The organism is Corynebacterium yonathiae, assembly GCF_027570195.1.
In the GTDB taxonomy this organism is placed as follows: Bacteria; Actinomycetota; Actinomycetes; order Mycobacteriales; family Mycobacteriaceae; genus Corynebacterium; species Corynebacterium yonathiae.
Map to the genome: position 1 here is coordinate 1 of NZ_JAKMUZ010000011.1, position 26,176 is coordinate 26,176.

Genomic DNA, 26,176 nt, shown 5'->3' on the forward strand with positions numbered 1-26,176 from the left:
AAATGATGAGGCCAGCAGCAAGAATGTGGCGAAACATGTGGCTCCTAGATATGAAAAACCCTCGCCACCTACAGGAAGCAGGGAGCGAGGGAGCAGGCTGGGAGGTCTAGCTTAGCGCCATCCCATGGTCATCAGCAGGCCGATGATGGCTAAGCCAAAACCGATGCCATAATTCCATGGGCCGAGTTCCGCCATGAACGGGATGTCCTCGCCGGCGAGGTAGTTGACCACGAGCCACAGCAAGCCGATGACCATCAGGCCTAGCATGATGGCGACGTACCACTTCGGTGTGCCCTCAGAATTGATCTTGACGGGCGTGCGGTTGGTAGCAGAGCTCGAGGTAGGGACGGAGGAGCTCTGGGAAATCTTTGACTTCGGCATAAGATACCTTTTCTAGAATTAAGTTCTTATCTAAGTTCGTACTGAGACCTTAGGATACCAGCAGCTATCGCTGCGGCAGAAGTGCAGCGGGGTCGAAATTCCACAGGCGGATTTCAATATTTTGATCCTTACGCATGGTATCGCCTGGATTCACAGAGGCCCAGCCAATCTTATTGGAATCTACCAGCGCACCGGTAGGAACCGGCTCGCCCACAATGAACTGGCCGGTCCAGCCCGCCTCCCGCAGCGCAGCCTCGGCCTGGCTTTCATTCTTGCGCACCACATCAGGGGCCTTAAAGAGCATGCCATTGGAGACCTCAACGGTAACGGGCTTGCCCTTTTCCAGCTCCGCACCCTGATTGGAAACGCTGAGCACCGTGCCCTTTGGCTCTAAGGAATCCACCTCGCGCACGTCCACATCAAAATCATTCGACTCCAAGCGGCTCTGGGCATCCTCGACGTCCATTCCGGCAACATCGGGAACGCGCTTCTTTTCGACGCCCTTAGATACCGTCACCCGTACCTTCGAACCCTTGGACAGCTGCGTGCCGCCTGCTGGGTCCTGCTTAATGATCTGGCCAGCGGGGGATTCATCGTTTTCTTCCGAGACATCGGAGTTGAGCGCCAAGCCCGCTTTTTCGAGGGCCTGGGCGGCCTCGTCCAAGGTCATGCCGGTGATATCCGGGACGTCAGTGATCTCCTTGCCTGAGGAAACAGTCAGCGTCACCGAGGCATTCTTTTGCAGCTCGGACCCCGGGGCGGGGTTGATGCGGATGGCATTATTGCGAGGGATATCCGGGTTGGCTTCTTCATTAACGGTGACCTGTAGACCCATGTCTTCGAGTTCCTTAACCACCTCATTGCGCTGGCGGTTTTCCACCTCTGGCACGATGATTTTGTCGTGCGGGGCAGATTGGGTCTGGCGTGGCTTTTCGGCATCCTCCTTGTCATTGGAGAAGAAATCCCAGGCGAAGTAGCCCACGATAGCTACCAGAAGGGCGACCAGGACGGCAGCCAACCACTTCATCCAGCCGCCGCCCTGCTTGTCATCGTCTTCGGAGGGGCGGGTGGATTGAATCGGTGCGCGGTGCGCTGCCGCGGCGGGTGCGGCGGCGCCCACCATCTCGGTAGGCTGCTCGACCTCGTCCTCATTAACGTGCATGCGCGCTGCTGCGGTGACCTGTCCATTGCGCAGGCGCTCCAGATCGCCGGCCATTTCCCAGGCGGACTGATAACGATCCGCCGGGTGTTTGGCCATGGCGGTAAGCACCACCGCATCGATATTGACGCGCTGGGTAGGAGTCAGTGAAGGATCCGCAATGAGCTCCGACGGTGGTGTCGGCTCTTCTTGCACGTGCTGGTAGGCAACTGCAAAGGGGGTTTCGCCCTCAAAAGGAGTATGGCCAGTGAGCGCCTCATAGAGTACGCAGCCCAGCGCATAGACATCGGAGCGGGCATCCGCATTCTTACCGCGGGCCTGCTCCGGGGAAAGGTACTGGGCGGTGCCAATAACGGCGGAGGTTTGCGTCATCGCCGAGGTGGAATCATCCAAGGCGCGGGCGATGCCGAAGTCCATCACCTTCACCTGGCCGGTGTTGGTGAGCATAATATTTGCCGGCTTGATATCGCGGTGGATAATGCCGGCTTCGTGCGAGGCTTGCAGGGCGTCTGCTACCGGTTTGAGGATATCCGCCGCTTCCTGCGCGGTCAGAGCCCCATCCTCACGAATAATATCGCGCAAGGTGCGGCCGTTGACCCGCTCCATGACGATATATGGGATGGTCATGCCATCCAGCTCGGTCTCGCCGGTGTCATAAACCGCCACGATATTGGGGTGATTCAGCTTGCCCGAGTTCTGGGCCTCGCGGTAAAAGCGCTCCCGGAAATTGACGTCGCGCGCCATTTCCGGGCGAAGCATCTTTACCGCAACCTGGCGGCCTAGGACGGTGTCCTCGGCAGCATAGACCTCAGACATGCCGCCGGTGCCGATGATCTCGCCTCTCCGATAGCGGTCATTGACCATCGCTTAGTCACCCTCCTGTGTAAGTAAATCGGCCAAGTCTCCGGGGAGCTCATTAGCCTGCGAGTTTACTGGAGTATCCAGCTCAGGTGTGTTTTCAACGTGCGTATCCTGTGGATTCTGTTGCGTCGGTACGGCCGGGGGCTGCTTTTGGTGGGTGGGTGAGTGGCGCGTAGGTGTCTCACGGTGAGTAGTACGCGGAGTCTCTTCTTGCTCCGTCTCCTGCGGCTCGGTCTCTGTCACCGTCACCGGTGCTGGGGCCTCCTCCGTATCTTCGTCCGGGGTGACTTGGTGGGTGGTGGTGGGATCGCGGTACTCCGTAACCACCGAGGTTTCCGGCGTGCTGGAAGGTTCGCTTTCTCTTTCTTTATCGCTCAAATTCTGATAGGTGGTGTAACCGCCGACGGCTAAAGCCGCGAGGAGCAGGGTGATACCCAGGCCTTTCAGGAAAGAAGAACCAGCCTTGGATTCCTTTTGCGGAGCGGTTCCCGCTGCGGGATGGATTGTGGTGGGTTGGGCGACGTTGCCCAGCATCTCCGTCGAAGCGGACGGCGATGGTTCTGGTGCGCGCTGCGCTAGCGGAGCGGACTTAGGCTGCGGCGGGCGCTTGCCCAAGCGGACTGCGGAGATAGCCAGAGTGAACTCGTTGCCGTCGGCGTAACGGGTGGCAGGGTCCTTGCGCAACGCAATGCGGATGAGTTCTCGAGCTGGCGCGCTGATATTCGTCGATAGCGGCTCCGGCTCCTGGTTGATATGGGCCAAGGCGATGGATACGGAGGAATCTCCGGTAAAGGGGCGCCTGCCGGCAAGCATTTCATAGCCAACGACGCCGAGCGAATAGACGTCGGAAGCCGGCGTGACCTCCTTGCCCTGTGCTTGTTCGGGCGATACATACTGCGCGGTACCCACCACCATGCCGGTGCGAGTCAGCGGCACGGCCGCGGCTGCCTTGGCAATGCCAAAGTCCGTGATCTTAACCTGGCCATTTTGGGTGATAAGCAGGTTGCCGGGCTTAATATCGCGGTGCACTAACTCCATGCGGTGGATGATGGACAGGCCATGCGCGGCCTGCTCGAGGACGTCGAGAGCCAGCTCCTCCTGCAGCGTATTTTCGCGCGCCAGCAGGTCTGCAAGGGATTCGCCACGGACATATTCCAAGGCCATGAAACAGAATTTGCGGCCGTTGTCCTCCAGCTCGCGGTAGTCATAGGTGGCCACCACGTTTTCAGACTGAATGGATTCAGCCGATTTCGCCTCGTTGCGGAAGCGCGAGAGGAACTCCTGGTTATCGGAAAATTCGGGGCGCAGAACCTTGAGCGCGACCTCTCGATCATTGCGGGTATCATCAGCCAGCCACACGGTGGACATTCCGCCGTGGCCGATGACCCACTGCAGCTCGTAATCGCTGCCAATCAGTGCCTGGAGATGTTCCTTATTTTCGGCGCTATTCATTACTGCTCCCCCTGGTATGCGCGCAGGATAGCGCGGCCAATCGGGCCGGAAACCTTGCCGCCCGTCGCGGACTCACCTAAGTTACCACCATTTTTCACCACGACGCCCACTGCAATATCCCGCTCCGGATCGAAGGCGACGTACCACACGTGCGGGGCTAGGCCCTCGCCATGCTCAGCGGTACCGGTCTTGGAAGCAAAGCCATTGCCATCATATCCAGCGGAGGAACGCTCCGAGGCATACATCAAATCAGTAAGCGTAGCCGCGGTTTCCTCGTTAACCGCCTGGTCCGCCTTCTTTGGTTTGGTGGTGCGGATGTCCTTCATCTGGGCGTCGGTAATGCGATTGACCAGGTAGGGCTGCATGCGGGTGCCCTTATTTGCCACGGTGCCTGCCATGACGGCTGCCTGCAGTGCGGTCATGGTGACATCGCGCTGACCAATGGCGGACTGCGCCGTGGCCGCCCCATCCGGCAAATCACCCAAGGTGCCGGCGGAGGTGGAGACACCGAGGTCATAGTTTTCTCCTACGCCAAAGGCCTTGGCGTACTTGCGCAACTCATCAGCGCCGAGCTGCTCCGACATCTCCACAAACGCGGTATTGCACGACAGTGCAAAGGCGGTTTGCAGGGTCACCGCATCCTGGCCGTTGCACTTTTGGTTGGCATAGTTAGTCAGCTCCGTCACCGTGTCTGGCAAGGTAATGACATTGGAACCGGTCAGGGTGGAGGAAGGATTAAAGCCGTTGTTCAGGCCCGCCGCGGTGGTAATGATCTTGAAGATGGAACCCGGAGGCAGCGTTTCTGCACCGGCGTGGTTGACCAGCGGCTGTCCCTCTTGCTCTTGCAGGCTGGCCCAAACATCCTCGGCGGAATCACCCATCAGATCATTCGGGTTATAGCCAGGGTTGGAGGCCATAGCCAGAATCTTGCCGGTGGAGGGCTGAATGGCAACCGCCGAGCCCTCGTAACCCGGGCCCACCAGCTGATCATAAGCAGCCTGCTGGAGTGCAGGATCGATGGTGACCTCTACATTGGCACCCTGCTTCGGCTTATCGGCTAGAGCATCGAGCCAGTTTTGCTTCATTAAAGAATCATCAGTGCCATTGAGGATGTCATTTTGGGAGGACTCTAGTTCCGAGGCACCAAATTGGCTAGACAGGTAGCCGGTCAAGTTGCCAAAGGCCGGTGAATTAATGGGGTAGGAGCGCGAGTAGGTCTCGTCCGGGTTCTGCGTCGACTGTGCCAATACGGTATTGCCCGCAAATATCTGGCCGCGCGGGGTGGTCTGCATCTCCATAAACCCGCGCATATTCCGCGGATTATGGGCATATTTATCTTCAGAAAAAGCCTGAATCACCGTCAAGTTGACCAGCAAGATGGCCGTCAAAATGATGGCGAATAAGGACACTAGACGGATGGATCTATTCATCGGTGAGCCTCCTGGACCGACGGGAACATGGAGGTATCGCTCGGCGCATTGCTCGAGGTCTCCTGCATGGGGCGACGAGCCGCGTTAGAGATCCGCAGCAGAATCGCCAACAACACATAGTTAGCCATGAGAGAGGAACCACCGGCAGACATGAATGGCGTGGTCAAACCGGTCATCGGCAGCAGGGCAGAAATACCGCCGGTGACCACAAAGACCTGCACGGCCAAGGTAAGAGAAAGACCGGAAGCCACCAGCTTGCCGTAGGTATCGCGGGTGCGCAGTGCAGTGCCAAAGCCGCGGGTGGCCAGCATACCGAAGAGCACCAGTACGCCGGCAAGGCCAATGAGGCCGAATTCTTCACCTATTGCGGCAAGGATGTAATCCGAGTGGGCCACCGGAACGAGTTCTGGATGCCCCTCGCCCAAGCCGCTGCCAGAGATGCCGCCGGAAGACAAGCCGAATAGCGACTGGGAGAGCTGGAAACCCGTGACGTCATAATTGCCGAGCGGGTCTAAGAAGTTAGAAAAGCGTTGCTGGATTTTTGCGGAGATCTGATAAATACCAAAACCGCCCACACCGACGAGGACAACGCCGATAAGCAGCCAGCTCACCCGGCCGGTGGCCATAAACAGCATGCCAAGGACGGTGCTAAACAGCAGCAGCGCTGGGCCGAAGTCATTGGAGATACCCATGATGACGATCGCGACGGCCCAAATGATCAGGATGGGTGCGAGGTCGCGCAAGCGCGGCAGGGAGATACCCAGTACTCGGTATCCCGCCACGGTAAATAGGGAGCGCTTCTGCGTCAGCAGCATGGCAAAGAACAAGATCAGCAAGATCTTGGAGAACTCGCCGGGCTGGATTGAAAACGGACCCAAGTTTATCCAGATGCGTGCCTCCACGTCCGCAGGCTGCGGCCATACCAGCGGCAGGGCCAGCAGGACAAGGCCTGCGGCACCCAAGATATAGGAGTAGCGCGTCAGCGAGCGGTGATCCTTCAAAACAGCTAAGACCAGTACAAAGAGCACGAGTCCGACGATGGTCCACATGACCTGACGCACGGCGAGCCCGCTTTCTTTAACCAGATCTAGGCGGGCCAACATGATGAGCCCGATGCCATTGAGGATCGCCACGATGGGCAGCATGATCTGATCGGCATAAGGTGCTAAGAAGCACATCACCAGATGGGCGACGGTAAAGACGCCAATGAAACCGCCAATGAGATAAACCAGGTCCATGGTCAGAGCGTTGTCCTGGGAAAGCTCCAGGCTGACCAGGGTAATAGCGAAGACAATGGCGGCTAGGATGAGCAGGCCGAGTTCGGTCCCTCGGCTAAAAAACTTTTTCACAACCTACACCTCCCGGCAGGTGACGCCAGGCTTGTTTTTCTTGGCATCCTTCTTATCTTTTTGGCTCGGCGCAGTGATACATGGTTTGAGCGCCTTGTCGCCCAAATCATTGACTTGCTGCTGTACCTCACCCAGATCACCAGTGGAGAGATGGTCGACGGCGCTGCGTTCAGATTCCGGTAGGTCCGTAACCTTTAGCGGTGCAAAGTCGCCCTTGCACGGCTCGCCGGAAAAGAGGAGCGAATTGCTGTCATTGATGCACACGTATTGGTTCGTGGAGTGTAGTTCCTTGCCAAAGACGGAGTAATCAGCACCCTGTTGGATGGTGATTTCCTGTGCCTCGTTGGTAGCTACGTAATAATTATTGGACAAGAAGTTCTTCGCCCACAGTCCGGCACCGATGACCAACGCTAGGACGATGAGCAAGGCAATGAGGATCTTCCAGCCGATCTTTCGGCCGGAAGTTTCCTCCTCCGCTTCGTCATCAGTAGACTCTTCGCGCTCGTCCTCGGTATCCGCCATGACGGCTGGCGGAATTACCTGGGGCTTGCGGGAGAGCTGTGCTGCCCGCGAGGCAGAAGAATCCGGATGGGTTGGCTCTTCAGTCGGACCCGCGAGGGCGCCGACGCGGAATGGTTCCTGTTCCCTAGGCTTTTCCTCGATTACTTCACCGATAACCACGGTGACATTATCCGGGCCTCCGGAGCGGATGGCTAGATCTACCAGGGCGGATCCTGCCTGCTCAATGCTGCCCTGCCCCAGTGCGGTTTCAATGGTGGACGCGGTTACGGGATCCGAAAGACCATCGGAGCATAGCAGGATGCGATCGCCCGGTTTGGCTTCGAGGGTAAACAGCGTTGCTTCGACCGGGCGGCCCGTATAGGCCTTTAGGATGAGAGACTTTTGCGGGTGCGAAGAGACGTCGCCTGGGTCCAGTTCGCCCTTATCCACCAAGGATTGCACGTAGGTATCATCCTTGGTGATCTGCTCGAGTTTGCCGTCGCGCAACAGGTAGCCGCGGGAATCACCTACGTGGCAGACGCCGAAATCCGTGCCGTTGAAGAGCATGGTGGTCAGCGTCGTACCCATACCTTCGGTTTCTGGATGGGCCTTGACGTGGTCACTAATGGCCTCATTGGCCTGCTCAGCGGCCGCTACTAGTAGCGCCGTGGTGTCTTCCTGGCCCGGATCTTGATCCAAGATTTCTAGGTGGTTGACCATCAGTTCGGAGGCAACCTCGCCTGCCGCGTGGCCACCCATGCCATCGGCCAAGATCAAAAGGTGAGGACCGGCGTAGCCTGAGTCCTCGTTGTTATCGCGAATGAGGCCGCGATCGGACTTAGCAAAGAAGTTCAGCTTCAGTGTCATGCGTTCAACCTCACGGTAGTGCGGCCCAGCTTAATTTCGGAGTCCGCGCCGACTACCTCGGGTTGGTCGATGCGCACCCCATTGACAAAGGTGCCATTGCGAGATTCCAAATCCTCTACTACCCATTCGCTACCGCGGCGGAATAGCCGGGCATGGTGGCCAGAAGAATAATCATCGCCCGTGACAAAGTCGCAATCAGAAGCTCGGCCCAGCGTGCAGTCTTCCAATGTGCCCAATTCCATGTGGGATCCCTGCAAGGGGCCCTCAACGATGGACAGCTGCTTAATCGCTTCCCGACGCCGCGGTGCCCCCACCTTCTTCGACTGCTGGCGGATAGCCCCGGCGGATTTATTGGTATCGCGGCGCATGGCGTTCAAGGCCACCAGGATAAAAATCCAGAGCAGAGCCAACAAGCCGATGCGAAGCGCCAGCATGATGACTGCATCCATGGCGACCTCCCTTCCTTAACTGAACTTAGTAGCTGTGTGAATCAAGGCCCGTGATGCGAACCTCGATGTGGGAATGGCCCATGGTGATCACATCGCCATCGGCAAGCAGCCAATTATCAATCGGCGTTTCATTCACCGTGGTGCCGTTGGTGGACTGCAAATCCACTAAAACCGCATCCTGGCCGTTCCAGGTAATCTCCGCGTGCTGGCGGGATACGCCCGTATCCGGCAGCCGCAGGTCGGCGTCGTTGCTGCGGCCGATAATATTGGAGCCTTCCTGCACGTGGTAAACGCGGGAAGAGCCATCCTGCAGCATCAGGTTGACTGCTGGGCCCTGCTGTTGCGGGGCGGGTTGACTATCTGGAGCAATGAAAGCGGTAGTTACCGCGTCATCAGCCGTATTCTCGTGCTGCTCGGTCATTTGGTCCTCCTGACCATTAAAGTCGTGGAAAATAGCCTCAAAACCGGTCTCTTCCGTGGGCTCGTGATCAATAAACGACGACACGCGAAGCTGACCCGTGCGCAAACCAGATTCTTCTGCCACTCGCACAATCACGGGGCCCGCGAGGGACCATCCGCTATTGCGAATGAAGCGCGTCAACTGGTCTGCACAATCGGCCGGCAGATTGCGATCCTGCGACAAGTTCTCCAAATCCTTGGAGGAGACACCTACAGTCATCACGTTTGGACTATAAAGATTGTCATCGTCGCCGCGCGCGAGATTGTCTTGAGCCTCTTGCTTCAAAAGCTCATCAATCTCCGCGGGAACGACCTTGCCGCCGAAGACAAGTGCCATGCCATTATCAAGGCCGCGTTGCATGGCGGAGTCCAGCTTCGCCAGCTTTTCCAAAAACGCCACGAGCCATTCTCCTTTCCACCATGCAGCGATCAGTAGCGATCAGTATAGTTTGTCCACCCCCTTGAAACGTAGATGGCGAGGCGAAAGTTCCCAGAAATTTCGCTGCATCATCACCGAAATAGTTTACTTTTCCTGCAGATTTGTAGTTCTGAGCGATTTTCGTGGTATCTTTATCAAGTCGCTAAGACAACCACACCCTGCCCGGGTGGCGGAATTGGCAGACGCGCTGGCTTCAGGTGCCAGTGTTCGATAAGAACGTGCGGGTTCAAGTCCCGCCCCGGGCACCATGTGAAGTCTCGAGACATCGTTCCTATGGTGTCTCGAGATTTTTCGTTTTTCAGTTGTCCCGTTGAGGGTCAAGTTCGTTGTCTTTCTTGTTGTAATAGATCTTTTCTTCGGCGAGTGTGTAGGCAGCGATTTGTGCCCCAGTGGCCGTTATTTTGATGTTTACGCGGTTGTCGATGCAGACCATGGTGATTGGTTCGCCGCCCCATCGGCGCCCGATGTAGAGGCGGCGTAGTTTGCCACCCCATCGCAGGGTTGTCTTGCCGTTGGTGCCTACTTTGTCGGTGCGTAGGCGGTAGTCGTGGTCTGGTTTGATGTCTGCTGGGAGAGCTTTGGGCAGTGCTGTGTAGGCTTCTGCGGGGGTGGTTCTGTTTAGGGCTCTATGGGGACGTTTGTGGTTGTAGTATTCGATGATTTCTTTTAGCTGAGAGTTGAGTTCATCGAGACTTTGAGCTGGTGTTTTGCTTGCTAGAGCTAGTTTAAGGGTGTAGTGGAAGCGTTCAACTTTTCCTTGTGTCTGGGGGTGGTAGGGTTTACCGTTTTTCTGCTTGATTCCTAGGTCTATGAGCAGTTGCTCGAATCCGTTTCGCGCGGGGTTTGTCCGGTCTGTGCTGGTTGTAAATGCTCGGCCGTTGTCGGTGAGGGTGGACTGGGGGTAGCCGTGTGTCTGGCCTGCATTAATGAAGCTTTCTATGACGTTTCCCACGGTGGCATTGTTGTAGGCACAGCAGGAGATGATGAACCGGGAATGGTCGTCCAAGATGGTGAGGATAGCTACTCGCTTGTGACCTGCGATGGTCCAGTCACTGTAGTCCATTTGCCATGTTTCGTTGGGTTGATCTGCTTGAAATCGTATCCATGAGCTGTGAGGACGCTTTTGTGGTTGGGCGATGACGTGACCGTTGTTTGCGAGCACTCGGTGGATTGTGGATGGTGCTGGTGGTGGGTCGATTCCCTCTTGCTGCAGGTGCCAGCGAATTGTATGGGCTCCGGCGTTAGTGCCGCGTTCTGTGAGGTCCTGGCGCAGTTTAAGTATGCGGTCGACAGTGCTGGGGTTGAGCGCTCGAGGATTAGTGCGCGGGCGTTTAGAGCGTGGTTTTAGAGAGTTAATTCCGCCTTCTCGGTAGCGGGCTTGAAGTGTTCGGATCCATCTGGTGCTGACGCCGAAATGGTCAGCTGCTTCGGCTTGAGTCATGCCGGTAGCAAGCATGGTTTCGATGATGATTTTTGGGCTTGGTTTTGATTTCTGCTCCATTTTTAAAGCATGGAGGATCGATGTCTCGAGACATCACTTTTTGTCGCGGCCGGGCAGTTTTAACTTCAGAGTTTTCTACCGGATCGATGTAATGAGACATTAGTGCTGGTTAGACCGGAACGATCTCATAAGACATGCGGAACGATGTCATGGAACCAGACACCGCCCCGGGCACCATGAGCAGTTGTACAAACTGCGACACCGGAGGTAACAAACTCGAAAGGGTTCCTGACCTCCGGTTTCTTTGTTTTTCTGAACTTTAGCGGTCGAGGATTGCAAGTGTGGGGATTTACTTCCTAACTCCCGCTCTCGGCTTTCGTACTTTTGTTTTCGATGGTGTCAACAACTCATCTTGCTTGTTGTCTTGTCTTGATCTGACGGCCTTGGCCAGGAAACGCTTCGCTGCAGCCACGTTTCGCTTCGAAGAGAGGTAAAAGTCCAGGGTCTGGCCACCGGCGGTGATCGCCCGATAGAGGTAGCACCACCTGTCGCCGACCCGGATATAGGTCTCATCCACCCGCCAGGAACTGGCCTGCCAGTCAGGTACCTGCCGGTACCACCGTGTTTGCTTGTCCAGCTCAGGGGCGTATTTCTGGACCCAGCGGTAGATCGTGATGTGATCGACTGGCACGCCCCGCTCGGTCCTCATTTCCTCCAGATCGCGGTAGCTCACCCCGTAGCGGCAGTACCACCCACTGCCCACAGAATGATGCCACGGGGAAAATGACAACCGGAGAAGATACCCATGGCTGTGACTATTTCACGTCGCCCTTCCTACTGCCCCAACTTTGCAACAGCACCTTTTCGATAGCGTTTAGGCGGGCATGTCGGTACGGGCCTCTAGGCTTGGGGCCATGGGCTTTTAGAAAACCTCCTCAACCGCTACGCCCCGCGCACACCGGGCAAGCCGGTCTTTGCCTTCATTGATACCGAAACCACCGGCTTTAACAAGCGTTACGACCGCATCATTGAACTTGCTGCCGTGCGCGCTGACGCATACTTCAATCCCGTCGACTCCTGGCACACACTGCTCAACCCTGACACCAACGCCGTGTCCACTACTCGGGGGGACACTCCCGCCCACCTCGGCACTCAACCCTGCTGTGGGGGTTACTCGTAGCGAAGCGAGCTGAGCATCCCGGTTGCCATGTGATAGGCGTTATGGCAGTGAAATGCCCACTCACCGGGGTTGTCAGCGATCAGGTCGGCGATCATGGTTTCACCGTGGCGGAGGAGGACGGTGTCCTTGCGTAGCCCGCCGCTGCCGGGCAGCGCCCACGTGTGGCCGTGGATGTGCATGGGATGGGGCATCATGGTCCTGTTGCGCATGACCATCCGCAGGCGCTGGCCCTCCTGCACGGTCGCGGAGGAGGATTGGCCGTCGGTGAGAATGCTCCATTCATATGGCATCATCTGCCCGCCCAGGTCGATGCTGACTTCTCGGTCTGGTGTGTCCTCGGGCAGGAGTGCACGGTCTGCTGGCTTCAGGGAGGACAGAAGCAGTCCGGTGGACGACAACTCGGGGAAGTCGACATCGGGGTGGGGGGCTTGGCCGCCGGCGGTGCGGATGACGGCGAAGGCGCGGTCGTCCTTACCCACCGCCAAAGCCGTGAGCGGGAAGATGCCGTCGCCGAGGATGACCTCGACGTCGACACGCTCGCCCATCGACAGGTAGATCGATTCGGTCTCCCGGGGCTGGACGGGGAAGCCGTCGGTGTGGGTGACGGTCATGCGGTGACCACCGAGGGCCACCTTGAAGATGGTGTCACTGCCGGAGTTGATAAACCGCAGGCGGGCCTTGTCGCCCGGGCGAGCCTCGAAGGTCCGGTGAGCACGGGGGATACGTCCGTTGATGAGGTAGTGCGGATACATCACATCGCCGGCATCCCCGCCCAGTACCCGGTCCGGGGTGCTGTGCATCATATGGCCGTGACCTCCCATCCCCTTCTTCCCGTTATGGTCGCCCGAACCCATTCCGGTGAGCTTGTCGAGCTCATCGTCGGGAGTGCCCTGAATGCCATCGACCCAGTCGTCGAGCACGATGGTCCACTCGACGTCCTGGTCCTCAGCGTCTTGCGGGTCACGGACGATCAGTGGGGCGTGGAGGCCGCGATCAAGCTGCAGGCCGGAGTGGGAATGGTAGAAGTAGGTGCCACCGTGGGGGACTTCAAAAACATAGGAGAAAGACTCGCCAGGTTCAATGGGGTCCTGGGTCATGCCGGGCACACCGTCGGCTGCGTTGTGGAGTGCGATGCCATGCCAGTGGATGGAGGTGCTCTCAGGCAGTTCATTGGTGATATCGACCTGGAGGACGTCGCCGGCGGTGGCCTCAATGGCCGCATCCCCGGTGTCAGAGACGTATCCCCACGTCTTGGCTTCGATACCGCCGATATCCAGAGAGAGGGGCCGGGCGGTCAGTGTCCGGCGCACCGTCGGCTCACCGAGCGCAGTGGGGGTGGGAGTGGGGCGAAGGGAGGAACCTGGTGCCGAGGCAGCGGGTCCAGGGTCGCTGGTGCAGGCGGCCACGGCCCCGGTGCCGGCGAGGACGAGCCCGCCGAGCAGAAACTGTCGTCGGGAAAATCCGTTTATCATGATTTAACCTTCCTTAGTGTTAGATTTCAGTGATACGGGAGACAGGCGCAGGTGAGGACCCGGCTGAGCCATCACGTCAGGTGCAGGTCTGTGACACAGGTGGCACCGTCGTCGGCGGTGGAAAACTCCGTGGTGCCGGTACGCCCCTGGTAGCTGACCTCAATCAGACCGGTGGCATCATCGGGAAGCCAGAAGCCAATAAACCCGTTGTCGAAGGTGGTTGTCGCCTCGTCCACCAGCACCTCACCGGTCGCCTCATCGGTGATCGTGACCTGGATATCCTCATTGTCGAGTTCCCCCAGGCAGGTCGTGAGGCTGTGGTAGAAGCAGTCGTGGGTGGAGATGAGATAGGGTGCGATCGAGACATACGTCTGATTGTCGGGAAGATCGACCACGACTTCCTGGTCATCGCTCGAGAGCAGCAGTTCATCGGCACGTACTGAGGCGATCAGATCCGTTGGACGCTCAGTGACCTTCTGCCGGTCGAGGTGATTAATGATCTCCACCGCGTCCATGGCGGCCAGGCCATGGGTAGTCAGGAATGTATCCTGGGGCACCGTCCCGTCGGCGGCGGGTTCCGGGTCGGCGGCCGAACACCCCGTGAGGGCGAGGGCGGCGGCTGCGATCGCTGCTCGTTTCACGTCAATCTCCTTGGATCGTGGTAAGACCGTGAGAAGACACCGCCTCAAGGTCGATGCCATACCTTTATCTAGCACGGGTGCCTGACGGACTAGAAATCAAAAACCCTGCTCACAGCCTTATAACAGGGCGAAAAGGGGGTGGACTCGGTGGGCTGGGTCACCACCGGGACACCACCCCACAGCCGTGGGCGATGTCCTTCTACCCGCCCCGGGTATTCGGTGCAGGCAGTGAAATCCCTGGTGGCGCCTGCTAAACCGACCAGGGGAGGCGATGCCGCTGGCCCGGGGTGGGGCACAGGGGCGACGGCGGTCGAAGGGTGATGTTTGAAGATTGGATGAAGATTTCCCCGCCGGGCACTGAGCGAGGCTGGTATTCCCCCCTCACCGGAGCGATACTGGGGTCTATGGCTGACCGCACACCGACCACCGCCACGCCCCCGGGGCGGGTGCTGGTCGTCGATGATGAAAAACCCCTGGCTCAGATGGTGGCCTCCTACCTCATCCGGGCCGGCTTCGATACCCGCCAGGCGCACACCGGTACCCAGGCCGTGGACGACGCCCGTCGCTTTTCCCCCGATGTTGTGGTGCTGGATCTGGGGCTGCCCGAACTCGACGGCCTGGAGGTGTGCCGACGGATCCGCACCTTCTCGGACTGCTACATCCTCATGCTCACCGCGCGAGGCAGCGAGGACGACAAGATCAGCGGTTTGACCCTGGGGGCGGATGACTACATCACCAAACCTTTTAGCATCCGGGAACTGGTGACCCGAGTGCATGCGGTGCTGCGCCGCCCGCGCACCAGCACCACCCCACCGCAGGTGACCACCCCCTTGATCGTTGGTGACCTCATCCTTGACCCCGTCGCCCATCAGGTGCGGGTGGGGGAGACGACCGTGGAGCTCACCCGCACGGAGTTCGAGCTGCTGGTTGCCCTGGCCCTGCGCCCCGGCCAGGTGCTGACCCGCCACGACCTGGTCACCGAGGTCTGGGACACCACCTGGGTCGGTGATGAACGCATCGTCGATGTCCACATCGGCAACTTGCGTCGCAAGCTCGGCACCGACACCCAGGGCCGGGGGTTTATCGACACCGTGCGTGGCGTGGGCTACCGGGTGGGGCAGCCATGAATCACGGACCCGGCCTGACCTTCCGCTTCCTGGCCGCCCAGGTGTTGGTCGTGGTGATTAGCCTGCTGGTGGCCGCGGCCGTGGCCACGATGGTGGGCCCGACCCTGTTCCATGATCATATGTTGATGACCGGCCGGGAGGACCCCTCGCTGGAGCTGTTCCATGCCGAGCAGGCCTACCGGGGCGCCAACCTGATCACTCTGGCCGTCGCCCTTCCCACCGCCTTGATCAGCGCCCTGCTGGCCAGCCTGTGGTTATCGCGTCGTCTGCGCACCCCCCTGCAGGATCTCACCCGCGCCGCTACCAATCTGACGGCCGGCAACTCCCGTATCCGCGTGCCCGCCGGAAAAGCAGGCCCCGAGGTCACCACCCTGGCGCATGCCTTCAACACCATGGCCGACCGGCTGGAACACACCGAACAGGTCCGCCGCCAGATGCTCTCTGATCTGGCCCACGAAATGGGCACCCCCTTATCGGTGCTCACGGTCTACCTCGATGGTCTCCAGGACGGGGTCGTGGACTGGAATAATGCCACCCACACGATCATGGCTGACCAACTCACCCGCCTGACCCGGTTGATGGAAGACATCGACGATGTCTCCCGGGCCCAGGAACACCGGATCGATTTGGACCTGGCGGAGGAAGGGCTCGGGAATCTGCTCCATACCGCCGCTGCTGCCGCGGGGGAAGCTTATGCTGACAAAGGCGTCGATTTACAGGTCGAGACCATTACAGACACCGCCCGGGTGCTCGTGGACCGGCAACGCTTCGGCCAGGTGATGAGCAATCTCCTGTCGAACGCGCTACGGCACACCCCGGCCGGCGGGCAGGTCCGGATCAGCGTCCACCGACAGGGGGCGTCCACCGCGCTCATCCACGTCGCCGATGACGGCGAGGGCATCCCATCTGACCAGATCGGACACATCTTCGAACGCTTCTACCGGGGGGATGCCGCCCGCAGCCGGGACGCCGCCGGGGCCGGTATCGGTCTGACCATCTCCAAGGCATTGATCGAGGCCCACGGCGGCACTCTCACAGCCACCTCCCCCGGACCCGGTCGCGGAGCGGTGTTTGCCCTCCACCTCCCGCTGTCCCCTCCCGACAGTGAGGAGGCTGCTCGGTGACCACACCCTGCCCCGCGTGAGGGCCGCGCCCTCCACCCTTGAAAATATACCCCGGGGGGTATGCTGAAAATATACCCCCTGGGGGTATACGCTAGAGGGCGGCATCGCCGCACCCCACCGAACCGAAGGAGCTTTTCCATGATCACCTCCCCGCCCCGCCTTTTGCCGATGGCCTCCCACGGTTGCAGCTGTTGCGGACCTGCCTCACGTGCAGACACTGCCTCCATCCCTGCCGCCAGCGACTCGTCAGCAGGAGGGTCCTCCCCTAGCTACCAGGTCACCGGCCTGACCTGCGGGCACTGCGCGAAAAGCGTGACCCAGGCCCTTCAGACTCTCCCCCAGGTCGACGACGTCCAGATTGATCTCGCTGCTGGTGGTGTTTCCACCGTCACGGTCACCGGTGTCGTACCTCCGGAGATGGTTCGCCGGGCCATCGAGGAGGCCGGCTACACCGTCTTATCCTGATCAGTTTTACCCATCATCTCGACCCCGACCGGGTTGAGCGAAAGGAACGTCATGAGCACTCCCCACCATTTCGGTGATCACCCCGCTCCGGAAACAGACCACACTCACCACCCGGATCATGCTAGCCACGAACACCACGCGGATGCCGACACCCACGGCCAGGCGATGCCCCACGATCACCCGCACTCCGCCCTGGACGAAGACCACCACGTTCATGGTCACGGCGAACACGCCGGACACAGCACCGCAATGTTTCGGGACCGCTTCTGGTGGTCTCTGATTCTGTCCATTCCCGTCGTTATTTTCAGCCCCATGGTCGCCCACCTGCTCGGCTACCACCTCCCGGCATTCCCCGGATCCACCTGGATCCCCCCGGTGCTGGGCACGATCATCTTCGCCTACGGCGGAACGCCTTTCCTCAAGGGCGGATGGAAAGAACTGAAATCCCGCCAACCCGGGATGATGCTCCTGATCGCCATGGCCATCACCGTGGCGTTTGTCGCCTCCTGGGTCACCACTCTGGGGCTGGGCGGTTTTGAGCTGGACTTCTGGTGGGAGCTGGCCCTGCTGGTGACCATCATGCTGCTGGGCCACTGGCTGGAGATGTCCGCTCTCGGGGCCGCGTCCTCCGCGCTTGATGCGCTGGCTGCCCTGCTGCCGGATGAGGCCGAGAAAGTCATCGACGGAACCACCCGCACCGTGGCCATCTCCGAGCTGGTCGTCGACGACGTCGTGCTGGTGAGGGCCGGTGCCCGGGTGCCGGTCGACGGAACCATCCTCGACGGAGCCGCCGAATTCGATGAGGCGATGATCACCGGCGAATCCCGTCCCGTCTTCCGCGACACCGGTGACAAGGTGGTCGCCGGTACCGTGGCCACCGACAACACCGTCCGCATCCGGGTGGAGGCTACCGGCGGGGACACCGCCTTGGCCGGGATCCAACGCATGGTTGCCGACGCCCAGGAGTCCTCCTCCCGGGCCCAGGCCCTGGCGGATCGCGCGGCGGCGTTGTTGTTCTGGTTCGCGCTGATCTCCGCTCTGACCACCGCGGTGGTGTGGACCATTATCGGCAGCCCGGACGATGCCGTGGTGTGCACGGTCACGGTGCTGGTCATCGCCTGCCCGCATGCCCTGGGCCTGGCGATTCCGCTGGTCATTGCGATCTCCAGCGAGCGGGCCGCGAAATCCGGAGTGCTCATCAAGGACCGGATGGCGCTCGAGCAGATGCGCACCATCGATGTGGTGCTCTTCGACAAAACCGGCACCCTGACCGAGGGTGCGCACGCGGTCACCGGTGTCGCGGCAGCTGTCGGCGTTACCGAGGGCGAGCTGCTGGCCCTGGCCGCCGCCGCGGAGGCCGACAGCGAGCACCCTGTGGCCCGCGCCATCGTGGCGGCCGCGGCCGCCCATCCCGCGGCCTCCCGTCGGCAAGTCCGTGCAACTGGTTTCAGCGCCGCGTCCGGCCGGGGGGTTCGGGCCACTGTCGATGGCGCTGAGATCCTCGTGGGCGGGCCGAACATGCTGCGCGAGTTCAACCTCACCACCCCGGCCGAGCTCACCGACACCACCAGCGCCTGGACCGGGCGTGGGGCCGGTGTGCTCCATATTGTCCGCGACGGTCAGATCATCGGTGCGGTGGCCGTCGAGGACAAGATCCGCCCCGAATCCCGCGCCGCCGTGAAAGCCCTGCAGGACCGCGGGGTGAAGGTCGCGATGATCACCGGCGACGCGCAGCAGGTGGCCCAGGCGGTTGGTCAGGACCTAGGCATTGATGAGGTCTTCGCCGAGGTCCTGCCCCAGGACAAAGACACCAAGGTCACGCAGCTGCAGGACCGGGGTTTGAGCGTGGCCATGGTCGGTGACGGTGTCAATGACGCCCCCGCTCTGACCCGCGCGGACGTCGGTATCGCCATCGGTGCCGGCACGGATGTGGCCATGGAATCTGCCGGGGTGGTCCTAGCCAGTGATGACCCGCGGGCAGTGCTGTCGATGATTGAGCTGTCCCAGGCCAGCTACCGCAAGATGATCCAGAACCTGATCTGGGCCTCTGGCTACAACATCCTCGCCGTGCCGTTGGCTGCCGGAGTGCTCGCCTCGATCGGGTTCGTGCTGTCCCCGGCCGTGGGCGCGATCTTGATGTCTGCCTCGACCATCGTGGTGGCCCTGAACGCCCAGCTGCTGCGCCGCATTGATCTGGATCCGGCTCGCCTGGCTCCGACCGAGTCGAAGGAGGAACACACCACGCCTACTCCGGCATCCACCGCCGTTCACTGATCCACCACTTCTCTCCACTGCCCCCATATGACCCTGAAAGGTGCTGTTGCAAAGTTGGGGCAGTAGGAAGGGCGACGTGATGTAATCACAGCCATGGGTATCTTCTCCGGTTGTCATTTTCCCCGTGGCATCATTCTGTGGGCAGTGGGTGGTACTGCCGCTACGGGGTGAGCTACCGCGGTCTGGAGGAAATGATGACCGAGTGGGGCGTGCCGGTCGATCACACCACGATCTACCGCTGGGTCCAGAAATACGCCCTTGAGCTGGACAAGCAAACACGGTGGTACCGGCAGGTGAAATACCTCAACAACATCCTGGAAGGCGACCATGGTCGGCTGAAGCGGATCCTCGGGCCGAAAGGCGCGTTTAAGAACCGGACATCTGCATATCGGACGTTGAAAGGGATAGAGGCGATGCACTCATTGTGGAAAGGGCAAGGCGCAATGTTTGCCTACGGGCACTCGAACCCGGACGCGGTGATCGTCAACCAGGTCTTCGAGACGGCCTAACAACGCCCACACGCAGCGGCCATCAGGGAATGAGAAACTGAGTCTTCACTGCTCTCCGCCCAACTTTGCAACAACACCTTTTTATTTTCCTAGTCGCTGTTCTTTTGCTTGGTGCGCAGCATATCCATGCTCATCACGGCGCCGATGATGGCGGCGTGATGTTGCTCATTGAGGCCCGGCGTGATGCGCAGGCGGTACGTGTTTTTGCCCATGAAGAAATTACCCATGCCAGTCCATTCGTTAGAGACGTCAGCAAGCAGGCGATCTTCTGAAGTTATGGAAAGGTTCCAATCCCAGAAGTCGCCGTGAATTTCGACGTCGGCAAAGCCCTCCATGGTCAAGTCTAATTTTGTTTTGAGCATGGAGAAACGCTTGGTAATAACAGCCATGGGTTGCTCGATTCCCGGCAAGTGCACCTCGTAGGTATCCCGCAGAAAATTCGGCGGGTCCGAAATCGTCATGACCGTTTGGAGGGGATTGCCCTCGGCATCCGTGATGGCAACCTCCAAGCTGCGGGAGGATTTCAGCACCATGTCTTTTAGGCTGGTGGACTGAAGGATCGTGCCCACAGGGGTGCCGTCGATATCGGTGATCATGAACTGATCGTTGAGGAAGGACTTGGTCTGGGTAATTACGAGCTCGTCAAGTGTGAATAAATTTTGCGTCATGCCAGCCACTGTAGGGAAGCTGGTGGTTTTATTCCTCCTCCCTAGGGGTGGTTTTCTGCTGGCGCATGAGTTCTTGTGCCTCTTCATATGCTCGGGCGCGGTGGGAGGTCATGGTTTGGGCGAAGGTCTGCACCCAGTTCTTGTTCTTCTGCGCCAATGGGCCAGAGGGTTCAGTGGTGGTCCAGGTGCCGTCCTCAAAAAGCCAGATGATGTCGCGCGTATGTGGATCCATGACATAAAAGGCCCGGCCATCGGTCTTTACGTTGTGGTGGTGCTGGCATAAGCAGGCGAGGTTTGCCGGCGTGGTCGGCCCGCCGTCCGCATGGTTGATGCGGTGATCCTTCTGGCAGGCCGTGGCTGGTCGGTTGCATCCAGGGTAGCGGCAGGTGCCGTCGAAACCTTCCAGATACGCGGCCATGGCGGCGGGAGTGACATAGCCCTTGACCTCGTGGTCAGGATCCATCTCCCGGATTTTAGTGTAGGGCAGCGCATTGGAGCGCGCCGGGTCGAGCCAGCCTACGGACTCAATAAATGCCGGGGAATTGGGCACGTCGGTGGCCTTGTAGGCGTTGAGGATGATCTCGGGGGCTTGGGTGCGGCCGGTGAGGAGTGCAATGACGGCGTCGGCAAGCGAGCAATCTAGCTCCAGCGCGGTCTGCCGGATGCACTTATCGACGCTCGCGATAACCGCCGGGTCCGCACTCAAAGTCACCGCCGAGGTGCTATCGCCCCAGTTTTCCATGGTGTAGCGCGGCTGGGTAGGGCCCTGGGTGACGGCCAATGTGTCATCGGCGAGGTTGATGAGCTCGTTGAGTTTGCGCTTAATCTGCGCCTGCGTACGCATGGTCTGGTTCGGCCGGGTAGGGGTGAGGTAGGCGGTGAGCTGTTCATCGATGCGCGCGACTACCTCTGGAGTCGGGTTGCCCAAGCGGTTGAGGGACTTATTGATGGCAATAATTCGGTCGAGGTCTAAGTGGTAGAGGCGGTGCTGCAGCGCCTGGAGCTTAGGAAGCTCCTCCAAGCGGTGCAGCGCCATGAGGATATGGCTAATCCGGCCTTCATTGACGCCGGTGGTGCGGTAGAGGGATTGGGTGACTAATTCGAAATCAGAATCGAGATCGGGGACTTGGCTTAGCCAGAACTCGTATTCCGCCTTTCGCATTTCAAAGGCTGAGCGTGTGGTGGGGTCGGTGGTATTGGTCGTGGAAAAGTAAGGTTCTTCCATGGCGCATCGTACCTAAATTATCGTGTGAACTTGTGTACGATTTGCACCTTATAACACCCCTCGGACACGAGCCTTTGCTTTCGTATTTTCGCAGCTCAAGAACTATATTCTGGATCCTTGGCGGGCTGAGCAATTTCGCTTCTTTGTGCCGTATATTTCCTATCTTGCTTGCGCATGAAACGCAGGCCCCAAATGACCAGTGTCCACGTGATGAGGGCGATAAGGAGAATGGTCACCGGCCAATCACCCGCAATGATGGTCGAGGCATTGAATAGGGTATGCAGGGCGATGGCGGCCAGCCAGAATCCGGCCACCTGCCAGTATCCGTGGCGTGCCCCCGCATAGAGCTTGCCGACGTCCCATGCCGCAACCCCCGTATACAGCGCATGGCTAAAGGCACCAGTGAGGATTCGCCCGGTGCCGGTAATAATGGCGCCCCAGAGGTCGCCGTCCAAGTTATCGATGGCCGCGTTGAGGATGAACGGCACATTTTCCATGGCATCAAAACCAAGGCCTACCGCCATGCCGATCGCGGCGGCTTGGTAGGGATGCTTCACGTTTCCAAAAGCCGCAATAATAATAACGACGCCGAGGAGCTTGATGGTTTCTTCCGGAAGCGGCGAGTAGAAGGCCGCGTCTAGGTGCGTGAGCCCCAGCTTGTCCGAGATCCCCACCATCTGATCGTTGAGGCTCACCACCACCGGCTGGGCGAGCGCACCCCATAGGATGCCCTGCCACATCGGCCGCGGCCTAAACCACCAGAATCCCAGTCCAAGCGTCAAGCCAGCGCAGATAAGCGCACCGATGAGCCCAACCTCGGTAAAACGGCGATCGGCCAAGAAAAAGCCGGAAACTACCAGACCGAAAGCGATAGATAGCCAGCACAGATTCTTCATGCCTTTTCTACCTCCTGGGCAAGTTCTTCAGCCCGCGGTCCGTGCAAGGAGAGGAACGTGGTGGGGCCATCGCCCTCAATGCTGATGGCTACGAGGTCGCCATCGCTAAGCGTGCGCTTATCCCCGTCGCGGTCGATGTCTCCTTCCGGCATGGCCGTACCTTCCCCCATTTCCCGGAGGTACCGGCGGGTGGCTTGGTCTTTGTCCTGTACGCCGACTTCTTTAGCGCGGATCTGGGTGCCGTCACAGTCCCAGCGTGGTTCACTGCTGGTGGAGCCATCTTCTGCCGTGCAGGATAGCCCGGGGATGCGGGCCGAGCCGACCTGCACCTCAGAGGTGGGGTTGTCGTATATATCTGGCAGGAGCGCATTGGTGCCGTAGATGGCACCAAATATCGCGCCCGCCGCGAGGATGAGTGGTGTGCTTTTCATACACTCAACGCTAGGTATGCCCTGCTCAGCGCGGTATCCTCCGCAAGGGGGATTAGGCGGACCAAAGGGAGGATTTCTGCCCCATAAGTTCTGCCAAGTCCTGTGCTAGGTTGGGTGCGTGTTTGAGGAGCTAGAGGAAGAAACGGAAACGAAAGACGAGCCCAGCCGCGTCTGGTGGCAATGGTGGGCGCCCATCGCCATCGCTGCTGTTTTCATCGTTGTTCCGCCCGCTGTCTACCACCTTGTCTCCGGCCTTTTCCTAGTCATCCTCATGGCCGTGCTGACGGTGATCATTGCTCTTGTCGACGGTGCCACTTTCCGCGCCTCCTGGACCATCTTCTGTGTGACTGGGCTGGCCTATTTTGCCGCTATGTCCCTGTATTTCAATGAAGGGACGTGGATTTATCTCCCAGTGCTGGTATTCCTGGCATGGGCCGCGAGCAAGCTGGGTGCCGTGGTGAGCTCCAAGGCAGGGAATAACTAATGGAGACGTGGCGCCTAGAGCACCCCGAGGTGGGCACCATCGAGGTGCAGCGCGGATACGACGCCGAATTCGCTGAGCTGGGTGAGTGGCCGAAGAAGGCGAAGGATTTTACCCCGGTGCCGGGCGATGCCTCGCTGCCGAAGCGTCTTCAGCTGTGGCGGAAGAATCCTAGCCCACGCCTGCAGATTGTGGTGAACGGGCAGGTTCGCAGCCGCCATGATCGGCCCCGTGCGGGTCGATATTCGCTCAAGAAGAAGATAGAAAAAGACCTCACTCTTTTTGAGAATTCAGCCTCGCGCAGCAAACCTTATCTGGATATCCAAGCCTCTCCTTTTGGTGAGCTCCTAGACGTCTACTATCGCGATGGTGAGGAGGCAGTTGCCCTGGATCCGCCGCAGGGCTCACTGGGGGAGAAGCGCCGCCGCGCTATGGAAGACAGCTCCTTCAAGCGGGTGCTGTACCCACTATTAGGCGGTTTGGGAAAGTCCGGCTGGGCCATTGGCGTCATCGTGCTGGGGCCGATTATTAGCCGCGTCTTGTCCCGGTTGCTGCCGGATTGGGAGCTGCCGGACATCAACCTGCCGGATATCGCGCTCCCCGTGCCGGAGTTGCCGCAGATTGAGCTTCCCGTGCCCAATATCGACTTCAATATCGATATCGATCCGCCCGATTGGCTCGTAATCTTGATGGATTACAGCAAGGTGTGGGTGCCTATCATCATTGCCATCGTGGTGGGCATACAAGCTGTGCGCAATGCCAAAAAGTCTGCAGAAAAGAAGCAGCAGTGGCAACAGGGCGACGCGTATGCTGACGAGCATGAAGATTCACGGCGCGATTGATGTGGAGGGCCGGTGTAAGCATTGGCATTCCCCGCTAGACGTGGTGGCCAATAAGTGCGCTACCTGCGGGAAGTATTTTTCTTGCGCGCTGTGCCATGCCGAGCTCATGGATCATGAGTTTGGGCCCCTGCTTGCCGACGCCCCCTCAGTCCTCTGCGGTTCCTGCCGCACCGAGATGAACTACCACGCAAATTCCGCCGTGCCGGCGTGTCCCCACTGCGGGCATAAATTTAATCCCGGCTGCAGCGCGCATGCCGGGATCTATTTTCAGCTAGACCGCTAGAAAGAAGACAGCTGCTGTAGCTGCTGGATTTGCGGAATCTGCGGCAGCTGGAACTGGGATACAGCGTTTTGGGCAATCTTGGCCGCGTCCGGGATGTGGAAGGTCTGGCCCAAGAATGGGACGTCGACAGTCGGCTGGCCAGGGATGGTGCCCAGCTCGATGACCTTGGTGTTCTTGGCTGGCGCCGGGGACGGAGCCGGAGCCGGCTTTGGTGCGGGAGCATTGCCGCGCTGGCCGCCAGTGTTGACCGGCTTGCCCTGACCGGTGGTGCCGTTTAGGCCGCAGCGGGCAATGGCTTCATCCATGCGGCCGATGGCGTCGCGAACCTCGTTGCCGCGTGGGTGCACGGTGGCAACGGCGAGGGCCTGGGGCTTCTTCTGGTTGTAGTCAGCGGAGTTGGTCCAGTACTGCTTCGCCTGGGAACAGGAAATCTGGCCGGCAGGCATCTCGCCACACTTGTTATTCCTGTGACAGGCCAAGGAAGCGATTGACCAGGCTGCGGTAGGCGCGCACGGTGAGCTCGAGGTCCTCCAAGTAGAGGTGCTCGTCGTGGCTGTGCAGCTGCGAATTGGCGCTAGCCATATCGCGTCCCTCGGCGTGCATGGCAAAGCCATAGGCGTTGCCACCCTTGCGCCGAGCAAAGCGCAGATCCGAGCCGCCGGTGGCGTGAACTGGGACGACGGCCTTATCTGGGAAGAATTCCTTGGAGGTGGCCTCAATGGCGCGCCACAGCTTGGTATCGGTGGAGGATTGCGTGGCATCTTCAGTAATGAGGTGTTCGATTTCTACCTCATCGGCCATGTCTCCAAGCGCGCTGCGCAGGAAGTCATCCAGATCCTCCTGGGTCTGGCCGGGGAAGGGGCGCACATCCATTTCCAAGTAGGCATGTGAGGGCAGCACGTTAATGGCGCCGCCGGCGCGCAGGACGGTCTCGGCGATGGTGGTATGGCTAAAGGCATGCGCGTAGGCGTCGAGGTTGCCGAACTTGGAATAGTCACCGGTGCCGTCGATAAGCTCCTGCTCCGTCTGGGGGTCAAATTTGAAGGTGCGCACAAAGCCCTCCCAGATTTCATTGGAGGCTGTGGGCGGCTCAGCGGTGGCGATGCGGCGAGCTACCTCACCGATCTTTACGATGGCAAAGTCCTTACCATAAGGAGTGGAGCCGTGGCCGGCATCGCCGTGCACATGCAGGCGGCGCTGGCCGGCGCCCTTTTCACCCACGTTGAAACCCACCGCGCCGGGCAGGTGGCTGCCGCCAGTTTCAGATAAGCAGTTCTTCCAGGAAAAGGCATCGGGGTGGTTCTCAGACATAAAGCGCACGCCGAGACCGCCGCGGGCCTCCTCATCGGCCATGCCGACAAAGGCGAGGGTGCCGCCCGTGTTGCCGGCGCGGGCAACCTCGCGCGTGACGGCGGCCATGGTGGCGGTAATAAATAGCATGTCTACGGAACCGCGGCCGTAGAGCTTGCCGTCTTCGATGAGTGCCTCGAAGGGAGGCTTGGTCCATTTAGGTTCGTCGACGGGGACGACGTCGGTATGTCCCATGAGGGTCAGCGGTTCCTTGTCCGGATCGCCGGGGACGGTCACGACGATGGAAACACGGCCCGGGTGGGACTCGAAGCGCTCAATCTGCACGTCTTCGCCCGCGAAGAATTTTTCTAAGCTATCCGCATTGCGTACCTCGTGGCCGGAGTCCGGGGTGAGGTCGTTTACGCAGGCATTGCGGATAAGTTCTTGGAGGAGGGAGAGGGTGTCATCATAAAGCGTCAT

Annotated in this window: 25 protein-coding genes, 1 tRNA gene and 2 pseudogenes; 10 read left to right on the forward strand and 18 right to left on the reverse strand. The window is 59.6% G+C overall.

The window, feature by feature from the left end:
• Window positions 1-111: 111 nt before the first annotated feature.
• From crgA to L8V22_RS06635, 8 genes are all read right to left on the reverse strand, one after another.
• On the reverse strand, window positions 112-381 hold the full coding sequence (crgA, locus tag L8V22_RS06600; protein WP_238801878.1) for a cell division protein CrgA: 270 nt from the start codon (window positions 379-381) through the stop codon (window positions 112-114).
• Between the two features lie 64 nt (window positions 382-445).
• A complete protein-coding gene (pknB, locus tag L8V22_RS06605; protein ID WP_238801877.1) occupies window positions 446-2,404 on the reverse strand; it encodes a Stk1 family PASTA domain-containing Ser/Thr kinase in 1,959 nt (652 codons plus the stop codon).
• 3 nt (window positions 2,405-2,407) lie between these two features.
• Window positions 2,408-3,853 carry a serine/threonine-protein kinase gene (locus L8V22_RS06610; RefSeq protein ID WP_238801876.1) on the reverse strand — a complete coding sequence of 482 codons (1,446 nt, stop codon included), beginning with the start codon at window positions 3,851-3,853 and terminating at the stop codon, window positions 2,408-2,410.
• Window positions 3,853-5,283: a penicillin-binding transpeptidase domain-containing protein gene (locus L8V22_RS06615; RefSeq protein WP_238801875.1), complete on the reverse strand. Its 1,431-nt coding sequence runs from the start codon at window positions 5,281-5,283 to the stop codon at window positions 3,853-3,855. The genes L8V22_RS06610 and L8V22_RS06615 overlap by 1 nt, the downstream gene beginning before the upstream one ends.
• The gene (locus tag L8V22_RS06620; RefSeq protein WP_238801874.1) at window positions 5,280-6,632 is read right to left on the reverse strand and encodes an FtsW/RodA/SpoVE family cell cycle protein; all 1,353 of its coding nucleotides are present in this window, start codon (window positions 6,630-6,632) and stop codon (window positions 5,280-5,282) included. The genes L8V22_RS06615 and L8V22_RS06620 overlap by 4 nt, the downstream gene beginning before the upstream one ends.
• A gap of 3 nt (window positions 6,633-6,635) precedes the next feature.
• Window positions 6,636-8,000, reverse strand: a complete 1,365-nt coding sequence (locus tag L8V22_RS06625) for a PP2C family protein-serine/threonine phosphatase (protein WP_238801873.1) — start codon at window positions 7,998-8,000, stop codon at window positions 6,636-6,638.
• On the reverse strand, window positions 7,997-8,449 hold the full coding sequence (locus tag L8V22_RS06630) for an FHA domain-containing protein FhaB/FipA (protein WP_005329668.1): 453 nt from the start codon (window positions 8,447-8,449) through the stop codon (window positions 7,997-7,999). The genes L8V22_RS06625 and L8V22_RS06630 overlap by 4 nt, the downstream gene beginning before the upstream one ends.
• 25 nt (window positions 8,450-8,474) lie before the next feature.
• Window positions 8,475-9,308, reverse strand: coding sequence for a DUF3662 and FHA domain-containing protein (locus tag L8V22_RS06635; RefSeq protein WP_238801872.1), 834 nt, complete (start codon window positions 9,306-9,308; stop codon window positions 8,475-8,477).
• Window positions 9,309-9,507: 199 nt separating this feature from the next.
• Between L8V22_RS06635 and L8V22_RS06640 the strand changes: the two genes are divergently transcribed.
• Window positions 9,508-9,595: transfer RNA gene (locus tag L8V22_RS06640), tRNA-Leu, on the forward strand.
• A 50-nt stretch (window positions 9,596-9,645) separates the two neighbouring features.
• On the opposite strand, the gene L8V22_RS06645 is transcribed toward L8V22_RS06640, so the two are convergent.
• Window positions 9,646-10,848 carry an IS481 family transposase gene (locus L8V22_RS06645; RefSeq protein ID WP_238801650.1) on the reverse strand — a complete coding sequence of 401 codons (1,203 nt, stop codon included), beginning with the start codon at window positions 10,846-10,848 and terminating at the stop codon, window positions 9,646-9,648.
• A gap of 370 nt (window positions 10,849-11,218) precedes the next feature.
• Window positions 11,219-11,595 (reverse strand): annotated as a pseudogene (locus L8V22_RS06650) (IS6 family transposase); the annotation flags it as partial.
• A gap of 220 nt (window positions 11,596-11,815) precedes the next feature.
• Here L8V22_RS06650 and L8V22_RS06655 point away from each other — a divergent pair.
• Window positions 11,816-11,968: a hypothetical protein gene (locus L8V22_RS06655; protein WP_238801714.1), complete on the forward strand. Its 153-nt coding sequence runs from the start codon at window positions 11,816-11,818 to the stop codon at window positions 11,966-11,968.
• On the opposite strand, the gene L8V22_RS06660 is transcribed toward L8V22_RS06655, so the two are convergent.
• Together L8V22_RS06660 and L8V22_RS06665 are read right to left on the reverse strand one after the other, a co-directional pair.
• Window positions 11,959-13,440 (reverse strand): multicopper oxidase family protein, encoded by a 1,482-nt coding sequence (locus L8V22_RS06660; protein WP_238801651.1) that lies wholly within the window; start codon window positions 13,438-13,440, stop codon window positions 11,959-11,961. The two genes, L8V22_RS06655 and L8V22_RS06660, sit on opposite strands and share 10 nt — an antisense overlap.
• Before the next feature lie 71 nt (window positions 13,441-13,511).
• Window positions 13,512-14,081, reverse strand: coding sequence for a CueP family metal-binding protein (locus L8V22_RS06665; RefSeq protein WP_238801652.1), 570 nt, complete (start codon window positions 14,079-14,081; stop codon window positions 13,512-13,514).
• A 404-nt stretch (window positions 14,082-14,485) separates the two neighbouring features.
• Between L8V22_RS06665 and L8V22_RS06670 the strand changes: the two genes are divergently transcribed.
• The 5 genes and pseudogenes from L8V22_RS06670 to L8V22_RS06690 all read left to right on the forward strand — a co-directional run bounded on the left by L8V22_RS06670 (window position 14,486) and on the right by L8V22_RS06690 (window position 19,580).
• On the forward strand, window positions 14,486-15,208 hold the full coding sequence (locus tag L8V22_RS06670) for a response regulator transcription factor (protein WP_238801653.1): 723 nt from the start codon (window positions 14,486-14,488) through the stop codon (window positions 15,206-15,208).
• Window positions 15,205-16,332: a sensor histidine kinase gene (locus L8V22_RS06675; RefSeq protein ID WP_238801654.1), complete on the forward strand. Its 1,128-nt coding sequence runs from the start codon at window positions 15,205-15,207 to the stop codon at window positions 16,330-16,332. Before L8V22_RS06670 ends, L8V22_RS06675 begins: the two co-directional genes overlap by 4 nt.
• Window positions 16,333-16,470: 138 nt before the next feature.
• Window positions 16,471-16,797, forward strand: a complete 327-nt coding sequence (locus L8V22_RS06680) for a heavy-metal-associated domain-containing protein (RefSeq protein WP_238801655.1) — start codon at window positions 16,471-16,473, stop codon at window positions 16,795-16,797.
• A 51-nt stretch (window positions 16,798-16,848) separates the two neighbouring features.
• Window positions 16,849-19,071, forward strand: a complete 2,223-nt coding sequence (locus tag L8V22_RS06685) for a copper-translocating P-type ATPase (protein ID WP_238801656.1) — start codon at window positions 16,849-16,851, stop codon at window positions 19,069-19,071.
• 93 nt (window positions 19,072-19,164) lie between these two features.
• A pseudogene (locus L8V22_RS06690) lies at window positions 19,165-19,580 on the forward strand (DDE-type integrase/transposase/recombinase).
• An 89-nt stretch (window positions 19,581-19,669) separates the two neighbouring features.
• Here the strand turns inward: L8V22_RS06690 and L8V22_RS06695 are convergent.
• The 4 genes from L8V22_RS06695 to L8V22_RS06710 all read right to left on the reverse strand — a co-directional run bounded on the left by L8V22_RS06695 (window position 19,670) and on the right by L8V22_RS06710 (window position 22,800).
• Window positions 19,670-20,248, reverse strand: coding sequence for an LURP-one-related/scramblase family protein (locus L8V22_RS06695; protein ID WP_238801657.1), 579 nt, complete (start codon window positions 20,246-20,248; stop codon window positions 19,670-19,672).
• Between the two features lie 28 nt (window positions 20,249-20,276).
• On the reverse strand, window positions 20,277-21,473 hold the full coding sequence (locus L8V22_RS06700; protein WP_238801658.1) for an HNH endonuclease signature motif containing protein: 1,197 nt from the start codon (window positions 21,471-21,473) through the stop codon (window positions 20,277-20,279).
• A 95-nt stretch (window positions 21,474-21,568) separates the two neighbouring features.
• The gene (locus tag L8V22_RS06705; protein WP_238801659.1) at window positions 21,569-22,369 is read right to left on the reverse strand and encodes a PrsW family glutamic-type intramembrane protease; all 801 of its coding nucleotides are present in this window, start codon (window positions 22,367-22,369) and stop codon (window positions 21,569-21,571) included.
• Window positions 22,366-22,800 carry a hypothetical protein gene (locus tag L8V22_RS06710; protein WP_238801660.1) on the reverse strand — a complete coding sequence of 145 codons (435 nt, stop codon included), beginning with the start codon at window positions 22,798-22,800 and terminating at the stop codon, window positions 22,366-22,368. The genes L8V22_RS06705 and L8V22_RS06710 overlap by 4 nt, the downstream gene beginning before the upstream one ends.
• 118 nt (window positions 22,801-22,918) lie before the next feature.
• On the opposite strand from L8V22_RS06710, the gene L8V22_RS06715 reads away from it, so the two are divergent.
• The 3 genes from L8V22_RS06715 to L8V22_RS06725 are packed head-to-tail and all read left to right on the forward strand — an operon-like array spanning window position 22,919 to window position 24,406.
• Window positions 22,919-23,284: a heme transporter gene (locus tag L8V22_RS06715; protein ID WP_238801661.1), complete on the forward strand. Its 366-nt coding sequence runs from the start codon at window positions 22,919-22,921 to the stop codon at window positions 23,282-23,284.
• On the forward strand, window positions 23,284-24,123 hold the full coding sequence (locus L8V22_RS06720; RefSeq protein ID WP_238801662.1) for a hypothetical protein: 840 nt from the start codon (window positions 23,284-23,286) through the stop codon (window positions 24,121-24,123). Before L8V22_RS06715 ends, L8V22_RS06720 begins: the two co-directional genes overlap by 1 nt.
• Window positions 24,101-24,406, forward strand: coding sequence for a CHY zinc finger protein (locus L8V22_RS06725; protein ID WP_238801663.1), 306 nt, complete (start codon window positions 24,101-24,103; stop codon window positions 24,404-24,406). The genes L8V22_RS06720 and L8V22_RS06725 overlap by 23 nt, the downstream gene beginning before the upstream one ends.
• Here L8V22_RS06725 and L8V22_RS06730 read toward each other — a convergent pair.
• A complete protein-coding gene (locus L8V22_RS06730; protein ID WP_238801664.1) occupies window positions 24,403-24,852 on the reverse strand; it encodes a hypothetical protein in 450 nt (149 codons plus the stop codon). The two genes, L8V22_RS06725 and L8V22_RS06730, sit on opposite strands and share 4 nt — an antisense overlap.
• A 13-nt stretch (window positions 24,853-24,865) precedes the next feature.
• A complete protein-coding gene (locus L8V22_RS06735; protein WP_238801665.1) occupies window positions 24,866-26,176 on the reverse strand; it encodes a M20/M25/M40 family metallo-hydrolase in 1,311 nt (436 codons plus the stop codon).